This is a genomic window from Flavobacterium aquicola, assembly GCF_003385115.1.
Taxonomy (GTDB): Bacteria; Bacteroidota; Bacteroidia; order Flavobacteriales; family Flavobacteriaceae; genus Flavobacterium; species Flavobacterium aquicola.
In genome coordinates this window covers 94,881-115,261 of record NZ_QUNI01000013.1, presented here as the reverse complement: position 1 = coordinate 115,261, position 20,381 = coordinate 94,881, and the positions used below count along the sequence as shown (strand labels likewise).

The 20,381-nt window shown below is 35.0% G+C and carries 21 protein-coding genes and 1 riboswitch; of the genes, 9 read left to right on the top strand and 12 right to left on the bottom strand.

Annotated elements, in window-relative coordinates; translation table 11 throughout:
- The first annotated feature begins 15 nt into the window (after positions 1–15).
- The 5 genes from C8P67_RS18215 to C8P67_RS18195 all read left to right on the top strand — a co-directional run bounded on the left by C8P67_RS18215 (position 16) and on the right by C8P67_RS18195 (position 5,236).
- Complete coding sequence (locus tag C8P67_RS18215) at positions 16–708, top strand: DUF5020 family protein (RefSeq protein ID WP_115814614.1); 693 nt, start codon at positions 16–18, stop codon at positions 706–708.
- 347 nt (positions 709–1,055) lie between these two features.
- Positions 1,056–1,514 (top strand): (2Fe-2S)-binding protein, encoded by a 459-nt coding sequence (locus tag C8P67_RS18210; RefSeq protein ID WP_115814652.1) that lies wholly within the window; start codon positions 1,056–1,058, stop codon positions 1,512–1,514.
- A 2-nt stretch (positions 1,515–1,516) separates the two neighbouring features.
- Complete coding sequence (locus tag C8P67_RS18205) at positions 1,517–3,700, top strand: xanthine dehydrogenase family protein molybdopterin-binding subunit (protein ID WP_115814613.1); 2,184 nt, start codon at positions 1,517–1,519, stop codon at positions 3,698–3,700.
- 158 nt (positions 3,701–3,858) lie between these two features.
- On the top strand, positions 3,859–4,620 hold the full coding sequence (xdhC, locus tag C8P67_RS18200) for a xanthine dehydrogenase accessory protein XdhC (protein ID WP_115814612.1): 762 nt from the start codon (positions 3,859–3,861) through the stop codon (positions 4,618–4,620).
- Complete coding sequence (locus tag C8P67_RS18195; RefSeq protein ID WP_115814611.1) at positions 4,610–5,236, top strand: nucleotidyltransferase family protein; 627 nt, start codon at positions 4,610–4,612, stop codon at positions 5,234–5,236. The genes xdhC and C8P67_RS18195 overlap by 11 nt, the downstream gene beginning before the upstream one ends.
- Before the next feature lie 79 nt (positions 5,237–5,315).
- Here C8P67_RS18195 and C8P67_RS18190 read toward each other — a convergent pair whose 3' ends face one another.
- From C8P67_RS18190 to C8P67_RS18175, 4 genes are all read right to left on the bottom strand, one after another.
- On the bottom strand, positions 5,316–5,855 hold the full coding sequence (locus C8P67_RS18190; RefSeq protein ID WP_115814610.1) for a DUF4252 domain-containing protein: 540 nt from the start codon (positions 5,853–5,855) through the stop codon (positions 5,316–5,318).
- 1 nt (position 5,856) lies between these two features.
- Complete coding sequence (locus C8P67_RS18185) at positions 5,857–6,384, bottom strand: DUF4252 domain-containing protein (protein ID WP_115814609.1); 528 nt, start codon at positions 6,382–6,384, stop codon at positions 5,857–5,859.
- 80 nt (positions 6,385–6,464) lie between these two features.
- Positions 6,465–6,914, bottom strand: a complete 450-nt coding sequence (locus tag C8P67_RS18180) for a hypothetical protein (protein WP_115814608.1) — start codon at positions 6,912–6,914, stop codon at positions 6,465–6,467.
- A complete protein-coding gene (locus C8P67_RS18175) occupies positions 6,901–7,410 on the bottom strand; it encodes an RNA polymerase sigma factor (RefSeq protein WP_115814607.1) in 510 nt (169 codons plus the stop codon). Before C8P67_RS18175 ends, C8P67_RS18180 begins: the two co-directional genes overlap by 14 nt.
- Before the next feature lie 122 nt (positions 7,411–7,532).
- Between C8P67_RS18175 and C8P67_RS18170 the strand changes: the two genes are divergently transcribed.
- Positions 7,533–9,044: a S41 family peptidase gene (locus C8P67_RS18170; protein WP_115814606.1), complete on the top strand. Its 1,512-nt coding sequence runs from the start codon at positions 7,533–7,535 to the stop codon at positions 9,042–9,044.
- Positions 9,045–9,255: 211 nt separating this feature from the next.
- On the opposite strand, the gene C8P67_RS18165 is transcribed toward C8P67_RS18170, so the two are convergent.
- From C8P67_RS18165 to C8P67_RS18130, 8 genes are all read right to left on the bottom strand, one after another.
- Entirely contained in the window at positions 9,256–10,335 is a 1,080-nt protein-coding gene (locus tag C8P67_RS18165) for a YncE family protein (protein ID WP_115814605.1), read from the bottom strand.
- Positions 10,336–10,339: 4 nt separating this feature from the next.
- Positions 10,340–12,193, bottom strand: a complete 1,854-nt coding sequence (locus C8P67_RS18160; RefSeq protein ID WP_115814651.1) for a TonB-dependent receptor plug domain-containing protein — start codon at positions 12,191–12,193, stop codon at positions 10,340–10,342.
- Positions 12,194–12,224: 31 nt separating this feature from the next.
- Positions 12,225–12,423: riboswitch (cobalamin riboswitch) on the bottom strand.
- A 223-nt stretch (positions 12,424–12,646) separates the two neighbouring features.
- Complete coding sequence (gene cobC / locus C8P67_RS18155; protein WP_115814604.1) at positions 12,647–13,213, bottom strand: alpha-ribazole phosphatase; 567 nt, start codon at positions 13,211–13,213, stop codon at positions 12,647–12,649.
- Positions 13,198–14,004, bottom strand: a complete 807-nt coding sequence (locus tag C8P67_RS18150) for an adenosylcobinamide-GDP ribazoletransferase (protein ID WP_115814603.1) — start codon at positions 14,002–14,004, stop codon at positions 13,198–13,200. The genes cobC and C8P67_RS18150 overlap by 16 nt, the downstream gene beginning before the upstream one ends.
- A 64-nt stretch (positions 14,005–14,068) precedes the next feature.
- A complete protein-coding gene (gene cobT / locus C8P67_RS18145; protein ID WP_115814602.1) occupies positions 14,069–15,745 on the bottom strand; it encodes a nicotinate-nucleotide--dimethylbenzimidazole phosphoribosyltransferase in 1,677 nt (558 codons plus the stop codon).
- A gap of 114 nt (positions 15,746–15,859) precedes the next feature.
- Complete coding sequence (gene cobU / locus C8P67_RS18140) at positions 15,860–16,369, bottom strand: bifunctional adenosylcobinamide kinase/adenosylcobinamide-phosphate guanylyltransferase (RefSeq protein ID WP_115814601.1); 510 nt, start codon at positions 16,367–16,369, stop codon at positions 15,860–15,862.
- Positions 16,370–16,413: 44 nt separating this feature from the next.
- Positions 16,414–16,776, bottom strand: a complete 363-nt coding sequence (locus tag C8P67_RS18135; protein ID WP_115814600.1) for a four helix bundle protein — start codon at positions 16,774–16,776, stop codon at positions 16,414–16,416.
- Between the two features lie 31 nt (positions 16,777–16,807).
- Positions 16,808–17,170, bottom strand: a complete 363-nt coding sequence (locus tag C8P67_RS18130; protein ID WP_115814599.1) for a DUF5522 domain-containing protein — start codon at positions 17,168–17,170, stop codon at positions 16,808–16,810.
- A gap of 96 nt (positions 17,171–17,266) precedes the next feature.
- On the opposite strand from C8P67_RS18130, the gene C8P67_RS18125 reads away from it, so the two are divergent.
- The 3 genes from C8P67_RS18125 to C8P67_RS18115 all read left to right on the top strand — a co-directional run bounded on the left by C8P67_RS18125 (position 17,267) and on the right by C8P67_RS18115 (position 20,359).
- The gene (locus C8P67_RS18125; RefSeq protein WP_115814598.1) at positions 17,267–18,409 is read left to right on the top strand and encodes an ABC transporter substrate-binding protein; all 1,143 of its coding nucleotides are present in this window, start codon (positions 17,267–17,269) and stop codon (positions 18,407–18,409) included.
- Positions 18,410–18,471: 62 nt separating this feature from the next.
- Entirely contained in the window at positions 18,472–19,500 is a 1,029-nt protein-coding gene (locus C8P67_RS18120; RefSeq protein ID WP_115814597.1) for an iron ABC transporter permease, read from the top strand.
- A gap of 73 nt (positions 19,501–19,573) precedes the next feature.
- Complete coding sequence (locus C8P67_RS18115; protein ID WP_115814596.1) at positions 19,574–20,359, top strand: ABC transporter ATP-binding protein; 786 nt, start codon at positions 19,574–19,576, stop codon at positions 20,357–20,359.
- Positions 20,360–20,381 lie beyond the last annotated feature (22 nt).

Genomic DNA, 20,381 nt, shown 5'->3' with positions numbered 1-20,381 from the left:
AAATCTATAAGCTTTATGAAAATTAAGCACTTATTATTTGCTCTTTTATTTTCTTGTTATATCAAAGCCCAGGAAGCCCAGCTTCATTATGACTTTTTACCCGAAAGACAATATACAACCTTCACATTCGAATTTTTTAAACCAGACAATCTAGGAAGCACTTTCTTCTTTACTGATTTCAACTTCGGACGCAGTGATTCAGCAAATTTGGCTTACTTTGAAATTGCTCGGAAATTCAATATCAAGAATAGTTTTATGGATGGACTAAATTTTCACATTGAATACAATGATGGTTTTTTGATGACCGATGACAAAGAAAACAGTCCTGAGAATCCACTCGGATTCCCCATTAATCGTGCTTTTTTGGCCGGTTTAGGTTTCCCTATCAAGATTGGCAGCTTCACACTGAACACTAGTTATCTGTACAAAAACACGCATGGATCATCTGGACTCGACGGGCAATTCACAGCTGTGTGGTTCCAAAACTTATTCAACAATAAGGTAACTGTAAGAGGTTTTCTAGATTTCTGGTCAGAGGACAGAGCTGACGGGTCGAGCAAAAAAGCAATTTTATTAACCGAACCTCAATTTCTCTACAATTTCAGCAAAAACTTCTCTCTCGGTTCGGAAGTTGAAATCAGTAACAACTTTCTTCCATCAGAAGAATTTGAAGTATTCCCAACTATTATGGCAAAATACGCATTCTAAAGATTTTTTTTAAAATTATATACCAAGAAGGCAGTAGAATTTAAATTCTAATTGCCTTTTTTTATACCCGAAAGTTTTATTTCTACATAAGGCAATTACAAACCAATTCATTATTATTTTTAAATTATATAATTACAAAATATTCCCGCTTACAAAAAAACGTATATACTACTGAATTTCATACATTTACAATAAGTATTTAAAACCCACAAGCCTCTTCTCTTTCTGCTTTTTCAGAAGCTCAAAGGCAAATGCACTATAGGCAAAAAGTATTTCGAGTAATTTGAAACCAATAAATTTTAAAAAAAGTAATAACTTTCAGCTTCCTAAATGTAAAAATGAATCTAATGACTACACTTTTCATAAACAAAAAGAAACATACTATTGATGTTGATCCCGAAATGCCTTTGCTTTGGGCCATTAGAGATATCATTGGCCTTACGGGCACCAAATTTGGATGCGGAATAGGTGCATGCGGTGCCTGCAAAGTGCTTGTAGATAATGTTGCCACTTACTCCTGCCTGACTCCTGTCGAAACGGTTGCTGGTAAAAATATTACCACTATTGAAGGTACCACTGAAAATTTACAATTACTGCAAAAAGCCTGGGAGGAATTCAATATACCGCAATGCGGTTACTGCCAGCCTGGACAGTTAATAACTGCTGCATCTTTACTTAATTCTAATAAAAATCCTTCGGATACTGATATTGACGATGCCATGAGCGGTAATATTTGCCGCTGCGGGACTTATCAGCGCATCAAGAGCGCCATCAAACATACTGCGAAACTTAAAAACAAACACTAGTCATGAATGAAATTCAAAATTTAAGCCGCAGGGTTTTTATCAGAAACGTAGGATTGGCTTCGGGAGGTTTAATCTTAGGGTGTAATTATAATTTACTAGCTAATGATATAGCGGTCGGAAGTCTAACAGAATTTAACCCTAATCTATTTGTACAATTAAATTCGGACGGAAGTCTTATTATTGTTGCTTCCCGTTCTGAAATGGGTAATGGTGTGCGCACCTCTTTAACCTCTGTCGTTGCAGACGAAATGGAAGCTGACTGGAATAAAGTTTCGGTGAAGCAAGCTGTTGGTGATGCCAAATATGGAGATCAAAACACCGATGGTTCCCGAAGTATCGTTGGTTTTTATGAAACTATGCGAAAAATGGGCGCCATGACCCGAATGATGCTAATAACCGCTGCTGCAAAAAAGTGGCAGGTTAATGAAAGTGAATGTAGCGCACAAAATCATTTTATCATTCATACCAGCGGTAAAAAAATTGGTTTTGGAGAATTAGTTGATGTAGTAACAACGCTTCCTGTGCCAGCTAATATCACTTATAAAGATCCAAAAGATTTTAAATACATTGGTAAAAATCTAAAAAGTATTGATGTCAAAGATTTTGCAAACGGGAGTGCTGTTTTTGGAATCGACAAGCGCTTACCCAACATGAAAGTCGTTGCGATAGCTCGATGTCCTGTAGCTTTTGGCACCGTTAAATCATTCGATAAAACGGCAGCAATGAAAATTAAAGGCGTAGAAGATGTTATTGAATTTCCAAGAATTGAAAAACCATTTGGTCCTTTGGGAGGTGTTGCCGTGATTGCTAGTAATACCTGGGCGGCTTTTAAAGGAAAAGCAGCACTGGAAATTCAGTGGAATTATGGCAAAAATGAAGGGTATAATTCGGAAAAATACATGGCTGAATTAACCGAAAGAGTTCACACAGCTGGAAAAGTCGAAAAAGAAACTGGTGATGTAAATAAAGCTTTTGGTGAAGCTGCAAAAGTTGTGGAAAGTACTTTTCAATTACCCCATTTGGCACACGCCCCAATGGAAGTTCCTAATGCTGTGGCATGGGTGCAAGGAGACAGCTGCGAAGTTTGGGTTCCTACACAGTCTCCACAGGATGCACGAGACGAAGTTGCCGCTTACCTAAGCACTACTGTAGATAAAGTTACTGTAAATGTTACTTTTTTAGGTGGCGGTTTTGGCCGAAAATCAAAACCCGATTATATTGTAGAAGCTGTTATGGTTTCGAAAACTATCAAAGCTCCTGTTCAAGTGGTCTGGACGCGGGAAGACGATATAAAACATGGTTACTATCATACTGTAAGTGCGCAATACATGAAAGCATCGCTGGACGCACAAGGCAATGTTTCGGGCTGGCTGCATCGTTCCGCATTTCCTTCTATTATGTCAACTTTTCAGCCAGGGACTGATTATCCTGCAGGATGGGAAGCCGGCAGCGCTGCAGACGTACCTTTTGAAATAAAAAACTTCAAAGTAGAATCGGGACAGGCACCTGCTATGGTCCGTATTGGCTGGATGCGTTCTGTAATCAATATTCTTCACGGTTTTTCTATCAATGTATTTGCCGATGAACTGGCTTATGCTGCAAAACAAGACCCCTTGGAATTTCGCCTAAAATTAATTGGCAGCGATCGTATTCAAGACACCAAAGATTCTATTAAATATGATACTGCACGTTTAAAAAACGTTTTGAAACTGGCGGCAAAAAATGCCAACTATAGCAAACCTTTACCTAAAGGACACGCTTACGGACTGGCTGTTCATTATAGTTTTTATTCTTATGTCGCTTCTGTAGTCGAAGTATCGATGGCTGATGACAAAGTAAAAGTTCACAATGTATATACGGTTATTGACTGCGGAACAGCGGTCAATAAAAACACCATAACAGCGCAGTTAGAAGGTGCTGCAGTATTTGGAATGTCGATAGCTTATTACGGAAAAATAACAGCGAATGATGGTGCTATTGAACAAAACAGCTATAGTGATTACCGAATGATCCGGATGAATGAAGCACCAAAGGTTCATGTAGAAATTGTTGAAAGTACTGATAGACCAACCGGCGTAGGAGAACCTGGAGTTCCTGTAATTGCTCCTGCTATTATCAATGCGATATTTAAGCTTACAGGAAAACGATATTACAATCTGCCTTTAAGTGATTATGATCTGGTATAAATTATTTTCTGGGCGTTACCACAAGGGCCGGGCTGTCCGTTATATCTTTATTGCCGAACCCCGGCAATAAAGGATGCCACTACCATCCCTAACGCAGATAACAGCACGGAACAAAATTTGATGCAAACACAAAAAAATTAAAACGAATATTTATTTTAATGAACAACTGGATTGAGCTATTACAGGAATTTAAAAATAAAAAGAAACCTGTTGCCCTAGTTACTGTTACCAAAATTTTAGGCTCAGCCCCATGCAGAATAGGTTCCAGAATGATTGTAACACCGCAAAAAGATTTTTTTGGAACTATTGGAGGCGGAAAATTAGAATTTCAAGTAATCGATGAAGCAGTTCGATCTATTCGGGAAAATAAAATCTTAGAATGTTCTTATACGCTAGGACCTGAATTTGAACAATGCTGTGGCGGAAAAGTAGAATTAATTATCGAACCCATGAATCAATCCCAAGAATTATACATTTTTGGAGCTGGACATATTGGCACAGCTATCTGTCAGGTTTTAAAAGACACTCCTTTTTCAATTACACTTCTTGATACCCGAGAAAACTGGAAAGAAACTATCGAAATTGACTCGGCAGTTAATTATAGTGATACTCCTTTTGATCTTTATAAACAAACTGTAAACTGGGGACCAAACTGCTATGTCGTTATACTGACTCACGATCACAAACTTGATTTTGAAATTACCGCTTTGGCACTGCACGAGCAGACAAAATATATTGGACTGATAGGCAGTAAGACCAAGAAAAACAAATTCAATAATATGCTGATAAATGAATTGAATTTTAAAGCAGGAATCTCACCTGTCCACTGCCCCATTGGATTGGATTTAGGCGGTAATTCACCAAAAGAAATTGCCATAAGCATCGCCTCCGAATTACTGAAAGCCTATTATGAAAAATGACACCATATTCATATTACTGGCAGGCGGAAAATCTGAAAGAATGGGAATTGCAAAAGGATTGCTCCAATACCAAAACAGCTATTGGATTTTGGAACAAATTAAGAGAATTTCGGACGCAGCAATAACCGAAATTTATATTGGGCTAGGGCATCACTCTAAGGAATACATAGACAAAATACCTTTGTTAAAACAGGCACAATCAGAATTTGTTATTTACAACAAAATTCGGATTCGAGTAATCATTAACAGTAATCCAGAAATGGGTTCTTTCTCTACCCTCCAAACGGTCTTACAGCAAATACCTCGAAATAAATCGGTATTGACAAATCCTATTGACGTTCCAATATTGAACACTGCCGAGTTACAGACAATCATCGAAACTCAAAGCCAAATTGTACTTCCAAATTTTGAAGGCAAAAATGGGCATCCCATAAAACTGCATCCCGATTTTTGGAATCCATTGCTTCGACTAGATCCAGCTGATAAAAACAGCCGATTGGATTTAGAAATAAAAAAAACAAATCCTTCAGGAATAACAACAATTACCGTAACCGATTCTTCAATCGTAAAAAATTTAAATACTCCAGAGGATTGGGCGGTATTTTCTAAGGCATAAAAAAAGCGTTCCGAAAAGACTTTCGAAACGCTCTTTTAACTTGAATTCGTTTTCTGATTATTGATGATCGTTATAAAACCTATTTCTTAATTAATTCCTGCAATGGTTTTAATTGTTCCAAATCAATTTTAGATTCTTTCAAAACCGAAATCATATTCATAATATGCGTCGGATTCATATCTTTTCCTAAAACTCTAACAACCGCGAAACCAGCATCATTTTTATTGGCAAAAAACACAAATTCATTTATATGATCATCGGATCCTACGTAGGTAACCGAAGCTCCTTGTTTCCCTGAACTAAACTTCATCAGCTGCTGGTATTTTGGGTCTTTTAAAATCAGATTCACTTTGGCACGTTCCGCCTCGAATTGTGATTTATTCTTATCGTCTAATTTAAAAGCCAAAACATTAATTTTATCAAAAGACTGCAAAGCTTCACTTTGAGCTGTAGTTAATTTGGCTTTATCAACATCCAAAATATTTGATGAAATATCTAAGGCAATGAAATTTTTGTTCTCGGTATTTTCTACAAAGTATTTCTGCAGAGACGGTTCAGAATTACAGCTGCCAAAAAGCAGACTGCTCAATAATGCAATTATAAATAATACAAGTTTCATCTTACTTTTTGCCTTTGGTTGCTTTTTTCAGATCGTCTCCTCCAGGAATTTTCATTTTATCAGTCAAAACTGATATCTCATTCAGATCAAAATCACCAGTCAGTGACATCAATACTGTCTCCTCCCCTTTACCTCCTTCTATGTACATAAGCAGCTCTTTTATCTGAGTATCTTTGGCGCCAGATTTAACCATGATTTTGACATTTTTGCCCTTATCATTTATACGCATCAATTCTTCCAGACCAGCAGTTTTTATATATTTATCAGCTGCTAATTTCATTTCCCCTTCCACTTTGGAATTTTGAGTTGTAAACACCTTTAAATTATCCAACTTTTTAATCAGGTTCATGTACTGCTGTGCTTCTTTATCAGAAGTATCAACTTTTACTTTACTCATCAATTCGAACATCTTTTTATTTACGACAATTGATGTTACTTCTTCCTGTCCGTCAAACTTATCGAACGCTGATTGCGCAAAAAACGGACTTGATACTAATACTAAGACTAATGTGATTATTAACTTTTTCATTTTATTTGATTTAATGATTATTTTTAAATTTAAATTCTGCAATTGGGCTTGAGTGCTCTAGAATCACTCTCGCTTTATTTTTATTGAACAAATACTTTTTCTTTAGTTACTTCATAAACATAAATATATTGAACCCCTTCAACACCAATATTTACGTTATTGGACAGCAAAGCCAATGCCTTTTGAGTTGCCTGCAAAGCTTCTTTAGGATCATCATAGGTGCCTAATTTTTTATTTTCATTTTCTTTATTCATATCAAAAAATGCATAAGTTCCTATTCCAATCAAAACTACTATCGATGCTGCTATTGATAACCAAGCTGCTTTTTGCTTTTTTTGGATAAACGGTACATCTTTTTCAAATTTTTCTTTTTGAGCATCTGCAAAAAAACCAAATAAAGGTTTGTATTGTTCTAAATGCGGTGCAACATTCAGTGACGAAAAATAGTTTTTCAACTCATTCTCTTCGGCAATACTTGTTTCTCCTTCAAAGTATTTTTCTAAAAGCGCCTCCATTTTATTGTATTCCATAACTGTGTGTTTTTAACATGTATTCTCTAATTGTTTTCCTTGCCCTAGAAAGTGCCACCCGTACGGCAGTTTCGTTCATCTCTGTTATTTTTGCTATTTCTGAAAATTCGCACTGTTCAATATCTCTTAACTGAATAATTAACCGCTGCTGTTCCGGTAATTGATTAATGATTTTTTCAACCCAATTTAAACTATCGGTATCTTCAACTTGTTTGTATAAACTTGGCTCTTTATCAGTAAAATTATTATCTACAATTTTAAGATTACTCGCTCTTTTTGATTTCAGCTGATCTAAACAATAATTTTTGGTCATGGTCATCGCCATCGCTTCGACACTATTATATGTTTCTAAATTTTCATTTTTGCTCCATAATTTTACCAAAATTTCCTGAGTAGCATCTTCTGCTTCCTCTGTGCTTACAAGCAATCGTTTAGCCAGCCGAAACAGCTTGTCTTTGAACGGATTGATTAAAAGCACAAACTCTTTTTGGTTCATAAATAGGGTTTTATTAATCTTGGTTATATAATCAAGACGAGGCACTATAATTTTTGTTACAAAAAAAATTAAATTAAACTAAAGTTAGTACTTTTACGTTGTAGATCTACAACAAAAACTATATGAAGACATCTTTCAAAGTTACTTTATTATTATTCATTGCTTTTTTTACTTTTCAAAGTTGTGAAGATATGGACGATGTCCCACCTCCAGCCGATCTAGAAGTTAATGATTTTATATGGAAAGGTCTTAATTTATATTATTTATGGCAGGCTGATGTACCAAATTTAGCTGATAAACGTTTTGCTTATCAAACTGCTTTAAATAATTTTTTGAAAGGATATGCTAAACCCGAAGATTTATTTGATGCCCTGAGAGTCGATTCAAAAATTGATAGATTCAGCTGGATTGTAAGCGATTATCTAGAATTAGAAGGTCAGCTTCAAGGAACCACTAAAAATAATGGTATGGATTTTGGTCTTTCCTATAAATCTCCAAATTCAAATGATATATTTGGTTTTGTACGTTATATAATACCCAATTCTGACGCTTCTACTAAAGGCATTAAACGTGGACTTATCTTTTATGCCATTAATGGGATTCAGCTTTTTAACAACAGAGTTACAAGAGAAAATAATTACAAGAATTTATTAAGCTCCAATACTTACACTCTAAATTTAGCAGATTATGACAATGGAAAAATTACACCAAATGGAAAATCAGTAACTCTTACAAAAACAGTTCTCAATGAAAATCCTATTTTAATTAATAAAATCATAGAAACTGATGGTCATAAAATAGGTTATTTAATGTACAATGGTTTTTATCCAAATTATGACACTCAGCTAAACGATGCTTTTGCTTCACTAAAAGGTGTTACTGATTTAGTTTTAGATTTAAGATATAATTCTGGTGGTTCAATTCTGTCTGCCACTCGATTGGCAAGTATGATTACAGGCGAATCTACTACTGGCAAAGTATTTTCCAAAGAGAGATGGAACGGCAAAATTAATGCTTATTTTGAGTCAGAAGATCCAGATGCATTAAAAAACTTATTTGTTGATAAAATAGGATCAGCACCAATAAACAGCCTGAATCTTGACAAAGTGTATATTTTGACGACACAAAGTACAGCTTCAGCAAGTGAATTGATTATCAATGGATTAAAACCATATATTAATGTAGTCCAAATTGGTGATATTACAACTGGAAAAAATGTAGGTTCCATAACAATCTATGACTCCCCTACTTTTGGGAAAGAAAACAGAAATCCAAATCATCGTTACGCGATGCAGCCTATTGTTTTAAAAATTGTTAATGCAAATGATTCTGGCGACTATTTTAATGGACTGATTCCTACTTATTCATTAAAAGAAAATCTAGCTAATTTGGGTGAACTGGGAAGCTACGAGACCAAAATGATTAATAACAACGAAACACTAATATCTAATGATCCTTTATTAGATTTGGCTTTTGCTAAAATCACTGGAAGACCTGCAGGAACTACTACAAAAAAGAAAGAAAATATTCCTTTACTTCAATTTAATTATTTGGGCGATTCAAAATCAATTATTGGACAAAATCAAATGTATATTGAGGAAGTACCAGTAGGACTTCTGAAAGCTTTGGAATAAACAATTTAATTTGTAATCTCATCCAGATGATTATATAAAAAATTAAAAAAAACATCTGCAACCAAAAAAGGCTTTCATTACTGAAAGCCTCTTTTTTTCCCAAAAACAACTTATAACATGGTTTAAATTATTTAACAGAATACCACAACTATTAAATACACCACATTAGACTAAAAACATTAAAACACAATAATGGTTTTAAATGTTTGTATTAATCATTAAAATAAAATCCATTTGGACCTATACCAACAGTTAATTCCTTTTGTAAAGTTCCAGTTAAATTATAAATATAAGCCTTACTGTCAGATTTGTAATCTCCACTATCAGACAAGTATATACGATCATTATTAACTGCAAATCCATATAAATTAGCAACTGAAGTGGCTGTTACAATTGGTGTAGTCGAAGCTTCGGTAGCAGTTGTAGTTATCCCGTAAACCGAATTTGAAACAGTGTAATAAATTTTATCTTTGTAAATATCCATATGTCCAGCACCGTCTAAAGCTTCAGGAAATGCAATTGTAGAAGTTGTTTTATCTGATAATTTCACTTTCACTATTTCGCTTCTGCTGCCAAAAGGACCTCTCAAAATATATAAAACCCCATCTTTTTCTTCCATTGTATCTGCACTAGATCCAATTATTATTGGTGTTTCAACTGTTTTTGTAGCAATATTTACAACCGATAATTTGTCAGTACTATTAGGGTCAGTAATGTATAATTTACCATTTTTTTCTATAATTCTGTTGGCTGTTGTGTTTACATTAATTTTAGATTCAAATTTATTAGTTGCCAAATCAATAACAGCAACATAATCATCTGTATTACCATCAGCATCCCATGCACCACCCCATTCAGCATAAGTATTGGCATTGGTTACATATGCTTTACCATCTTTTACCACACCATATCTTGGATTCACTAGTCCTGTATCAATTTTTGCTATTAATTTAAATGTATATCTATTAACAACATTTATAACATCTGCTCCTCCAGCGATGATGTAAGCTTTATCTCCGTCAAAAAAGATATTTTGAACAAACTTTCCTAACAAGTCGCCCGCATTTGCCGCAGTATAAGCATCCTTTGCAAAAAAACTGAAATCATTGCTCGAAAAAGATACAGTCCCTTTTCCAGATGTGTCACTTCCTTCATTTAGAATAAAAAATCCATTTTCATAATTCCCTTTTGGATCGTTGTTGTTGTTGTTATTATCATTATCATCGTCATTTGAACACGAGGCAAACAAGGAGATACCAAACGCTATTAAAAGTAATTTACTAATCTTCATAATATTAAAATTTTAAGGTTAAATACATATTGAAATTTCGACCCGGCATAGGTCTGTTTTCCAGACTTTCATAGTTTTCGTTGAAAACATTCAAAACCTGAAAGCCCAGTTTAAAAGAATCTAAGAATTTAAAATCATAGTCGATTCCAAGATTGGAAACCGTGTAATCGTTTATGATTTGGTCCGGATTATTATCGGAACTTGTATAAACAAAACCATTGTACATAAACTGATAGTAAGTGCTAATTCTATTTCGGGAATATGAAACCGAAGCCGTTACTTTATCAAAAGGAACAAAGAAAAGCTGGTTTCCTGATTCGTCATCTTCAGATATTGTATGAGCGTAGGAAGCATTTACACCAAAACTATTTTTGCCAAATTGTTTCTTCCAGCTCAATAAAGTTTCAGCTCCATAGCTGTTTACATTGTCTTGATTTTGCGGAGTCCAGATGCCATTTTTACCAGGAACCCATTGCAGTAAATCTTTAATTTTTATATAATAGAAAGTCTGCGTAAGCGAAATGTTTTTGAAAGTAAACACGTTTCCAATCTCCGCCTGATAGGAACTCTCAGGTTTTAAATCAGGATTCCCCCCAGGTTCCCAATACAAATCATTAAAAGTTGGTATCCTGAAATTACGGGACAAATTCAATTTCAAATTGTATAGTTTACTAAACTGATACGAAGATCCTAAAGAGAACAAAACAGGTGATTCGTAATTGTTTGTGAATTCTTTTCGAATACCAAATTCATTTTTCCAATGCTCAAAAAAGTCTTGTTTTACCAATAATGAAGCCGAACTAATTTCGCGTACGTGATTGCCAAAACCTGTTCCATAACCATTGGTTCTGTTGTAATCTAAAATTCCGTTTAGCTGGGTAGATTTAAATAATGCATATCCAAAATCAGCTTTAGCAATCAGGCTTTCTGTTTTTCCGTAAGTATAGTTATTAGTTGAATTATCAGCAAAATATTGATAATTTTCAAAAATGTAAGCGGTTTTTAAATTCGTGCTGAACCTGCCAAAATTCCCGTCATATTCCAATAAATTTCGGTTAAAGCCATTAACGTATTTACTTTTCATCTCCGTTTCCGTAACCAAAGAAGTATTTCTGTCAGTGTTGGACGTTTGGCTGTATAGTTTAAGAATATTTCTATCATTAAGCTTATACCCCAAATTAGCACTCACGGTAATCACATCATATTGACCATTTTGATTCCAGCGCTGTTCGCCTTTCCAAGTGTATTTGTTCAGGTATTTATAATCATTAGTCGAACTGTTTTTTGAAAATCCAATTTGGGCACTCCATTTTTCATTGGAAATATTGGTTTTATAATTAATTCCAATCGTATTAAAACTGCCATAATCCAGTTTTAAATTAGTGTCAAATCGTTTATAAAACCCAAAATCATTATTCAAATGAACCGTCCCGCCTATTGCTCCGCTACCGTAAAGTATACTCCCACCACCAGCTTTTACACTAATTGAATTATAGTCAGAACCTGAAACTGTGTTAAAATCAGTGCTCCCATTCATTTGTGAATTAATATTGATTCCGTTCCAAATTACAGCAGTCTGCGAAGAAGTCGTTCCTCGAAAAGAAACCGTCGAAAGCATTCCGCGTCCGTATTCCTTAAAATAAAGTGTAGAATTGAAGTTTAACAAATCAGTCAGTAAAGCTTCATTTTTATTGATAATGGAATCATTGAGCTTTAAAACCGACTGTGAATTGGAGTATTTTTTAAAATTTTTATCGGAAACAACAACCTCCTTTAACTTGTTTACAGAGTCATTCTGTGCCGAAATCAATTGGCACATTAAAACAAAAAAGGCAAATAGTAGTTTTCTTAAAGTCATAATTTCTGAACCTTTTTTCCCGAAAGTTCGATATTCGTTAAGAAAAAAGGCAGGTCTCCTGGCTTGCGTCTTGTTGTTTGCCTTCCCATCCCGATTTCGGGGCAGTGGCTTAGTAGATTACAACAAGCTTGATAGCTTACAGTTGCGGGAACAGCTTAGGTTTCGAACCTAATTCCCTTTTAATGTGTTTCCAAAAATTCAAAAACACAACCTTAATTCGGATGCAAATATAACTGAAATGAATTCACAAATCCTAAAATTATATTCTTAAAATTTGTTCTGAACAATCAAAACCTCTCTGGAATCTGAGTTTGATTATCTTTTTTTGGAGCAGAAAGATTCGGCATTTTTAGGAAAGATTGGTCCCGCTTTCCGTTACAATCTTTTTGGCTGAACTCCAGCCAAAAAGGATTTCCACTACAATCGGGGCTAAAGAGAAAAATTTGTGCTATTTTAGAAAGATTTTAAAATCCTCGTTGAATTCAAAATTTCAATTTTCACAACAGCTCCAAAATCCAGCTTAGATTTAAAAGCTTCTAACAAAGGAAGATTATTTATTTTACACAAAATACTTCGAATAACTCCCGCATGTGCGACAATAATTAATGGTTTTTCAGATCCTTTTGCAATTTCATTTTCTAAAAAATCTAAAACTCTTTTATTCAAATCAACAAAAGATTCACCATTGGGAACCCGAACATTTACAAAATCCTCCATCCACGGATTTAAAACTTCCTGCGGAATATCATTCCAACTTTGCAATTCCCAATCACCAAAATGCATTTCCATCAATCTTGAATCTTCAATAATGGAATTAGCCTTAATATTTTCCTGAATATGTTTGGCCAAAACAACACAACGTTGCAACGGACTGGAATACAAAACCGCCTCCTGTGGCAATTGACTCAAAATAGTTTGAAAAACAAGATCGTAAGGTTCTCTAATTTCTACATCACTCTGACCGTAGCAGATTCCTTTTTCGCAAACTGTCTCGGTATGACGAACTAAATAAACTTCCATATCGCAATAATTGACAGATAAAAAATCACCTCACAAACCTGTTGCGTTGCACCCAAACAATCTCCCGTATAACCGTCAATCCATTTCTGAAAATAACGAGCCAGAAAAAATCTAGCTATAAAAACAGGTACTAAAGCCAACAATAACTGCCATTGAAAAAATGACAAAACCACAAGTGGCAACAATCCGAAAAACAAAGCACCTGTAACTTCTTTCCAAGTGAAATTCTGAGCAATAGGTTTGCTTTTGCTCGAAGCATCTTCCCTAGAATATTGATGGGTAAAGACAATTGAAATTGCAGACAAACGACTAACTGAATGTGCAGAAACAAAAAGTAGAAAAATGGTAAATTGTAAATTGTAAATTATTAATTCCGACTTCTGACTGTCATCCACCACCTGAACTAAACTCTGAAATTTTAGCAAGAACAACAAAACTACACCAATCGCTCCATAGGCTCCGATAGCGCTGTCCTTCATTATCAAAAGAATTTTCTCTTTTGTCCATCCCCCGCCAAAACCATCACATACATCAGCGAAACCGTCTTCATGAAAAGCTCCTGTAGTTAATATTCCTGCAATAACAGACAGAATTACAGCAATTTCATTGTTAAACAAAATCGCTGATAAATAATAAACCGCAAAAGAAATCACCCCGACAATCCATCCAATTAAAGGAAAATAACGAGATGCTTTATTTAAATAATCAGGATTGTGGTCGATGTTTTTAGGGCACGGAATTCGGGTGTAAAACATCAATGCCGTAAAAAATATATGTAATTGTTTTTTCATTTTTTATTTATAATTCTGTAGAGAGGCATTGCAGTGCCTCTCTACGTTGCGTATTTCAACAAATTTACGAACGACTAACACCTGCCGATTCAAAACTAGCCATTTCATTTAAAAAACAAACAGCAGATTGTATAATCGGAAACGCCACTGCACAACCCGTTCCTTCTCCCAATCGTAAATCCAATTGCAATAATGGCTGAACATCTAAATAATTCAATATTTTTTGATGTCCTTTCTCTGCGGATGAATGGCAGAATATTGCATTTTCTTTTACTGACGGATTCTTTTTATAGGCAATTAAAAAAGCAACCGTGCAAATAAACCCATCTACTAGAATAAGCATATTATTTTCTTTGGCTTGAAGCATTCCACCTGCCATTTGCAGAATTTCAAATCCACCGAAATAAGCTAATTTACTTTCTAAATCATTTGAGCCATTATAATTTTCAATAGCTTTTTTCAGAATATTTTGCTTCTGAATTAATTTTTCATCAATAACTCCTGTTCCTTGGCCAACGCAATCTTCGATTGGTAATTCCAAAAGAATACTCATCAAAACTGAGGCTGTAGAAGTGTTACCAATTCCCATTTCGCCAAGACCAATACAGTTGCAACCCATTTCAAAAATGGAATTCACGATTCCCTTTCCTTTAGTAAAACATAAATCCAATTCGGATTTACTCATCGCCGAAGTATGTAAAAAAGATTGTGTTCCCTTCGCTATTTTCGCTGAAACTAAATTCGTATTCGTTGGAAAATCATAATTTACCCCAGCATCTACTATGGTTAAGCTAATATTATTTTGTCTGCAAAACACATTGATTCCTGCTCCGCCTTCGAGAAAATTAGTAACCATTTGTCGGGTAACATCTTGCGGATAGGCGCTTACGCCATGATTAGCAATTCCGTGGTCACCTGCAAAAACTGCTATGTGCGGTTTTATTATTTTGGGTTCTAATGTCTGGAAAACTGTTCCTATTTGCTTTGCCAAAATTTCCAAAACTCCGAGTGAACCTGTTGGTTTGGTTTTATTGTCTATTTTTTGTTGAAGTGCTTCAACTAATGTGGAATCATCAAAGTAAGATTGCTTCATTCCTCGCAATGACTCTGTAGTCGATACTGGAGTGGAAACTAAAATCTCTTCAACAAAAGGCTTTTCAGCTTTTTGTTTCCAATTCAATTGTTGAAGCATTGGTTGATTGCCATAATCGGTGGCAGGTTTACCTACGCAGAAATAGCCCAAAGGTTCAATATTTTCGGGTAATCCTAAAAGTTGTTTGAATTGGTAATAATTCAGAATTGAAACCCAACCCATTGAATAACCTTGTTCTGTTAATGACAGCCAAATATTTTGTGATGCACTAACTGCACTAAATTTTATCGCTTCATTGCTTCCGACTGTTCCAATTGTAAATGTATTCAAAACCGAACGGTCATAACAAATCACCAATCCAAGCGGTGTTTCCTCAATCGCTTCGAGTTTTAAGCCTTGGTATTGTTTTTTCTGCAACTCATCATCGGTTAAATTACAAGCTTTCTGATCGTAGTCCAAAAACAGTTTTTTTATCTCTTTTTTGATTGTATCCGATTTTATAAGATAATATCTTGTAGCATCGGTCAAACCTACTGAAGGAGCGTGATGTCCTGCCTGCAATGCTCTTTGGATCACTTCATCTGGCACTTCGTCTTGCGTAAAATGTCGAGTGTCACGGCGGGATTTTATGATTTCATCTAATGTCATTATGTGCAGTGTGTTTGCGTTAGGGATGGAAACGACATCCTATTGTGGCGGGGTTCGCCACAATAGATATAGCGAACAGCCCGACCCTTGTGGTAACGCCCAAATTTACAAAATCTATCCTTTAATTTTTACAGGAATTCCCGAAACCATTAGTACAACTGTATCGGCTTTTTGGGCGATGTATTGATTCATCCATCCTTGAAGTTCTACAAATTTCCTACCAATGTGCGTTTCTGCGTGGACTCCCATTCCGATTTCGTTAGTTACAATAATGATTGTTGCATCTTCTTGTTGTGCGATAGCGTCCAATTCAGTTTTGGCTTGTTCCAAACTTAAAGTAACGTCATTTTTCGTATCCACAAAAAAATTCGTCAGCCAAAGCGTCACACAATCGACAACGGCCACTTTGCCTGAGAAATCAATTTGGCTCAAATGTTTTTCTTCTTCAATGTTTATCCATCTTTCATCACGCCCCTTTTGATGACGATCGACACGTTTTTGAAAATCGTCGTCCCATTTTCTGGCTGTGGCAACATACAATGGTTTTTCGGCTAACTCTTTGGCTAAATTTTCGGCATAACTGCTTTTTCCGGAGCGTTCCCCTCCCGTTATTAAGTATATCATTAGTTAATTATTGATGATTAATTGTTAATGGTTAATGTTGAAGCCTATTTTGAAACTAATTGATTTTTGGAAGTTTTAAGAATGCTTGTGATTAATTTTAGAATTGTAATTGCATCATTGTAAATAGTTTCAAATTCTTTTTCATTTAAATAATCAGTTGCTTTTAGCAATTCCAACCAATAAACTACTTCGTTGGCTTCTTTCTGCGCAATTGCAAATTTATGAATGAAATCACTTTTGCTTTCGGCGTGTTCTGCTTCTCTAATCATTGCACCAATACTTGTTCCTGATCTTAGAAGCTGTTTTGAAAGTATAAATTCCTTTTTATTACTGCTCAAATATTGATAAAGTTTGACAATTCTAATTGCAAAATCAAAGCTTTTGTCTTTAACAATGTTATCCTTCATAATTAACCACTAACAATTTATAATTAACCATTTAATACGGGCAATGCGTGCAATCGCTTTTGCAACAATAACCTCTTTTTAAATGAAACCAAGGCTTGAAAACATAGTTTCTGTCTTCAAAATAATAATCAATTCCTTCTATAATATGTGTTGTTTCTGGTAATAATGAAGCTTTGTTTCCTATTGCGGTTTCGGGAGTTATGGTTGCCACAAACTCGTCTATTTTATTGGAACAGGCGGTTTTGAAACAACTTGGACAAAGACAATCGGCAATATCAAACGGATCAAAAATAGGCGGAAAATCATTGCACCAACACGCTTCGCCTTGGGGAGTATCCCCACAATTAAAAGCCTTTTGGCAGGTAGAACAATGCTTCACTTTTATAATATTCATTTTGTAAAGATAACGTTTGTCTTATTTTTTACTGTAAAAATTAAAGAAGAAATTTATAATTTACTATACCTTTGTTGCTATCGAAAAAAATAATATATGCGATTTTCATTCTACAAAGTTCTTTTAATCTGTGTTCTTTTTTCATTTATTGGATGTAAAAAAAATGAAACAAAAGAGGTTATAAATGCTGTTAACACTACAAATAGCATTCAATATTCCAAAAGTTTAGCCATTCACAAACACAACGGCTATAGTGTAGTTACAGTTTCAAATCCTTGGCCGGATGCGGTTAAAAATTTCGTTTATGTCCTAAAAGAAAAAAACGGAATTGTTCCAGACAGCTTGCAAAAATATACTCAAATTAATGTTCCTTTGAAATCCATTGTCGTGACTTCGACTACCAATATCCCATTTTTGGAAATGTTGGGCGTTGAAAAATCATTGGTTGGTTTCCCGCATACCGATTATGTTTCATCCGAAAAAACAAGAGCCTTAATTGATGTCGGTTCTGTTAAAAATGTGGGGCAGAACGAAAAACTCAATATCGAACAACTTATCGAATTATCGCCGGAACTTATTGTCACTTTTGGCATTGACAATAATAATCCGAGCATTGAAAATTTACAAAAAAGCGGTTTAAAAGTTTTAATCCAAGCCGACTGGATGGAGCAATCTCCTCTTGGAAAAGCTGAATGGTTAAAACTTTATGGCGTTTTATTTGGTAAAGAAAAAGAAGCCAATCAATTATTTGACAATATTGTAAAAGAATACAACAATGCTTTGGCTTTGGTTGCCAATAAAAAACCAACTTCGACTGTTTTGTATGGTTCAATGTATCAAGATCAATGGTATGTAGCCCGCGGAAGCAGTTGGGTTGCCCAATTTATGAAAGATGCCAAAGCGGATTATTTTTGGAAAAATCTTGAAGGCACGGGAAGTCTTGGACTGTCATTTGAAAACATTTTGGACAAAGCCAAAACGGCCAATTTTTGGATTGCAACTGGCTCTTTCAAATCATTGTCGGAACTGGAAAAAGCTAACCCACATTACAGTCAATTTGATGCTTTTATTAATAAAAATATTTACACATTTGAAGCAAAAATGGGAGCTACTGGTGGTACAATTTTCTACGAATTATCCCCTGCCCGGCCTGATTTGGTATTGAAAGATTACATCAAAATTTTTCATCCGGAATTGCTTCCTGATTATACTTTTACTTTTGCACAAAAACTGAATTAAATATTACTCGACAGACCTAACAGGTTTTAAAAACCTGTTAGATCTCAGCAAACAAAATAGAATTGAACAATCCAAAACGAAATACGATCTTATTCTCATTCCTTTTTTTAGGGCTGATTATTCTGTTTTTTGTAAACATCAGTTTGGGGTCGATTACTATTCCTTTCAAAGAAGTTTATACTAGTTTGACAGGAGGACAATCGAGTAAATCAACTTGGGAATACATTATTATCAACTATCGTTTACCAAAAGCGATTACGGCAGTTTTGGTCGGAATGGGACTTTCGATAAGCGGATTATTGATGCAAACTTTATTTCGAAATCCGCTTGCTGGACCTTATGTTTTAGGACTTAGTTCTGGGGCGAGTTTAGGGGTTGCTTTTGTGATTTTGGGAGCGAGTGTAGTTCCTTCGTTTTTGAGTGGCGTTTTATTATCTCCCTATGGAATTGTTTTGGCTTCAACTTTAGGAAGTACCTCTGTTTTGTTGCTGGTTTTATTGGTTTCGCAACGCTTGAGAGATACGATGGCTATCCTGATTGTCGGGCTGATGTTTGGCAGTTTTACTAGTGCAGTTGTTGGGGTTCTTACTTATTTTAGTTCAGCTGAACAATTGCAAAAATTCACTTTTTGGTCAATGGGAAATCTTGGCAATTTATCTTGGACTTCCATTCTTATTTTGACGATTTGTGTGTTACTAGGATTATTTCTGAGCTTACTCAGTATAAAACCATTGAATGCTTTACTGCTTGGCGAAAACTACGCTAAGAGTATGGGATTGAATTTCAACAAAGCGCGACTTATCATCATATTAGCCACCAGCATTTTGGCGGGAAGTATTACTGCCTATGCAGGTCCAATTGCTTTTGTGGGATTAGCAGTTCCTCATATTGCCAAATTAGTTTTTCAGACGAGTAACCATACTGTTTTATTTTGGAGTACATTGCTTTTTGGAGCGGGAATTATGTTGATTTGTGATGTTGTCTCCCAAATGCCGGGAATGGAAATTACGTTGCCTATTAATGCGATTACTTCGATATTGGGTGCTCCAATTGTCATTTGGTTGTTGATTCGAAAGCGGAATTTTAAATAGGATTTAACCGCAAAGTGCACAAAGAATTACGCAAAGTTCGCAAAGTTTTGGGCTGAAAAAATTAAAATAAAGTATGTCAAACAATATCCTTATTACGCAAAATCTAAGTATTGGATACACTTCCAAAAAAGAAACTGTGACTATAGCCGAAAACCTCAACTTGAATTTACAAGCTGGGAAACTAATTGCTTTGATTGGGGCAAACGGTATTGGAAAATCTACTTTATTGCGCACAATTACCGGAATTCAAAAACCTCTGTTGGGAACTGTTTTATTGAATGATAAAAAAATTTCCAGTTACGAACCATTGGAACTTGCCCAAAATTTAAGCATGGTTTTGACCGAAAAATTACCTCCAAGTAATTTAACTGTTTTTGAATTGGCGGCTTTGGGGCGTCAGCCTTACACAAATTGGATTGGGACGTTATCAGATGCTGATATTCAAATTGTTCAGGAAGCCATTGAGCTGACACAAATTGGTCATTTGTCACAAAAAAAATATTACGAAATAAGCGATGGTCAACTGCAAAAAGTTTTGATTGCAAGAGCATTGACACAAGACACTCCACTAATTATTCTGGATGAACCCACAACCCATCTAGATTTACTTCACAAAGTTTCGTTACTTAAACTCTTAAAAAAACTATCACACGAAACCGGAAAATGTATTTTATTTTCGACTCACGATATTGATATGGCTATTCAATTATGCGACGAAATGATAATTATGACTCCCGAAATGGTGGTTCAGGACGAACCTTGTAATTTGATATCAAAAGGGATTTTCGACACTATATTTAAGGATGAAAGTCTTTTTTTTGATAAGGAAAAAGGGAAATTTACTTTCAAAAATCTATAATAAGTTCTCTATCTTTGTAAGA

Bases quoted from the DNA above. Each gene is read 5' to 3' on its own strand.
- C8P67_RS18215 (WP_115814614.1), top strand. From the start codon at position 16: ATGAAAATTAAGCACTTATTATTTGCTCTTTTATTTTCTTGTTATATC.
- C8P67_RS18210 (WP_115814652.1), top strand. From the start codon at position 1,056: ATGACTACACTTTTCATAAACAAAAAGAAACATACTATTGATGTTGAT.
- C8P67_RS18205 (WP_115814613.1), top strand. From the start codon at position 1,517: ATGAATGAAATTCAAAATTTAAGCCGCAGGGTTTTTATCAGAAACGTA.
- xdhC (WP_115814612.1), top strand. From the start codon at position 3,859: ATGAACAACTGGATTGAGCTATTACAGGAATTTAAAAATAAAAAGAAA.
- C8P67_RS18195 (WP_115814611.1), top strand. From the start codon at position 4,610: ATGAAAAATGACACCATATTCATATTACTGGCAGGCGGAAAATCTGAA.
- C8P67_RS18190 (WP_115814610.1), bottom strand. From the start codon at position 5,855: ATGAAACTTGTATTATTTATAATTGCATTATTGAGCAGTCTGCTTTTT.
- C8P67_RS18185 (WP_115814609.1), bottom strand. From the start codon at position 6,384: ATGAAAAAGTTAATAATCACATTAGTCTTAGTATTAGTATCAAGTCCG.
- C8P67_RS18180 (WP_115814608.1), bottom strand. From the start codon at position 6,914: ATGGAATACAATAAAATGGAGGCGCTTTTAGAAAAATACTTTGAAGGA.
- C8P67_RS18175 (WP_115814607.1), bottom strand. From the start codon at position 7,410: ATGAACCAAAAAGAGTTTGTGCTTTTAATCAATCCGTTCAAAGACAAG.
- C8P67_RS18170 (WP_115814606.1), top strand. From the start codon at position 7,533: ATGAAGACATCTTTCAAAGTTACTTTATTATTATTCATTGCTTTTTTT.
- C8P67_RS18165 (WP_115814605.1), bottom strand. From the start codon at position 10,335: ATGAAGATTAGTAAATTACTTTTAATAGCGTTTGGTATCTCCTTGTTT.
- C8P67_RS18160 (WP_115814651.1), bottom strand. From the start codon at position 12,193: ATGACTTTAAGAAAACTACTATTTGCCTTTTTTGTTTTAATGTGCCAA.
- cobC (WP_115814604.1), bottom strand. From the start codon at position 13,213: ATGGAAGTTTATTTAGTTCGTCATACCGAGACAGTTTGCGAAAAAGGA.
- C8P67_RS18150 (WP_115814603.1), bottom strand. From the start codon at position 14,004: ATGAAAAAACAATTACATATATTTTTTACGGCATTGATGTTTTACACC.
- cobT (WP_115814602.1), bottom strand. From the start codon at position 15,745: ATGACATTAGATGAAATCATAAAATCCCGCCGTGACACTCGACATTTT.
- cobU (WP_115814601.1), bottom strand. From the start codon at position 16,369: ATGATATACTTAATAACGGGAGGGGAACGCTCCGGAAAAAGCAGTTAT.
- C8P67_RS18135 (WP_115814600.1), bottom strand. From the start codon at position 16,776: ATGAAGGATAACATTGTTAAAGACAAAAGCTTTGATTTTGCAATTAGA.
- C8P67_RS18130 (WP_115814599.1), bottom strand. From the start codon at position 17,170: ATGAATATTATAAAAGTGAAGCATTGTTCTACCTGCCAAAAGGCTTTT.
- C8P67_RS18125 (WP_115814598.1), top strand. From the start codon at position 17,267: ATGCGATTTTCATTCTACAAAGTTCTTTTAATCTGTGTTCTTTTTTCA.
- C8P67_RS18115 (WP_115814596.1), top strand. From the start codon at position 19,574: ATGTCAAACAATATCCTTATTACGCAAAATCTAAGTATTGGATACACT.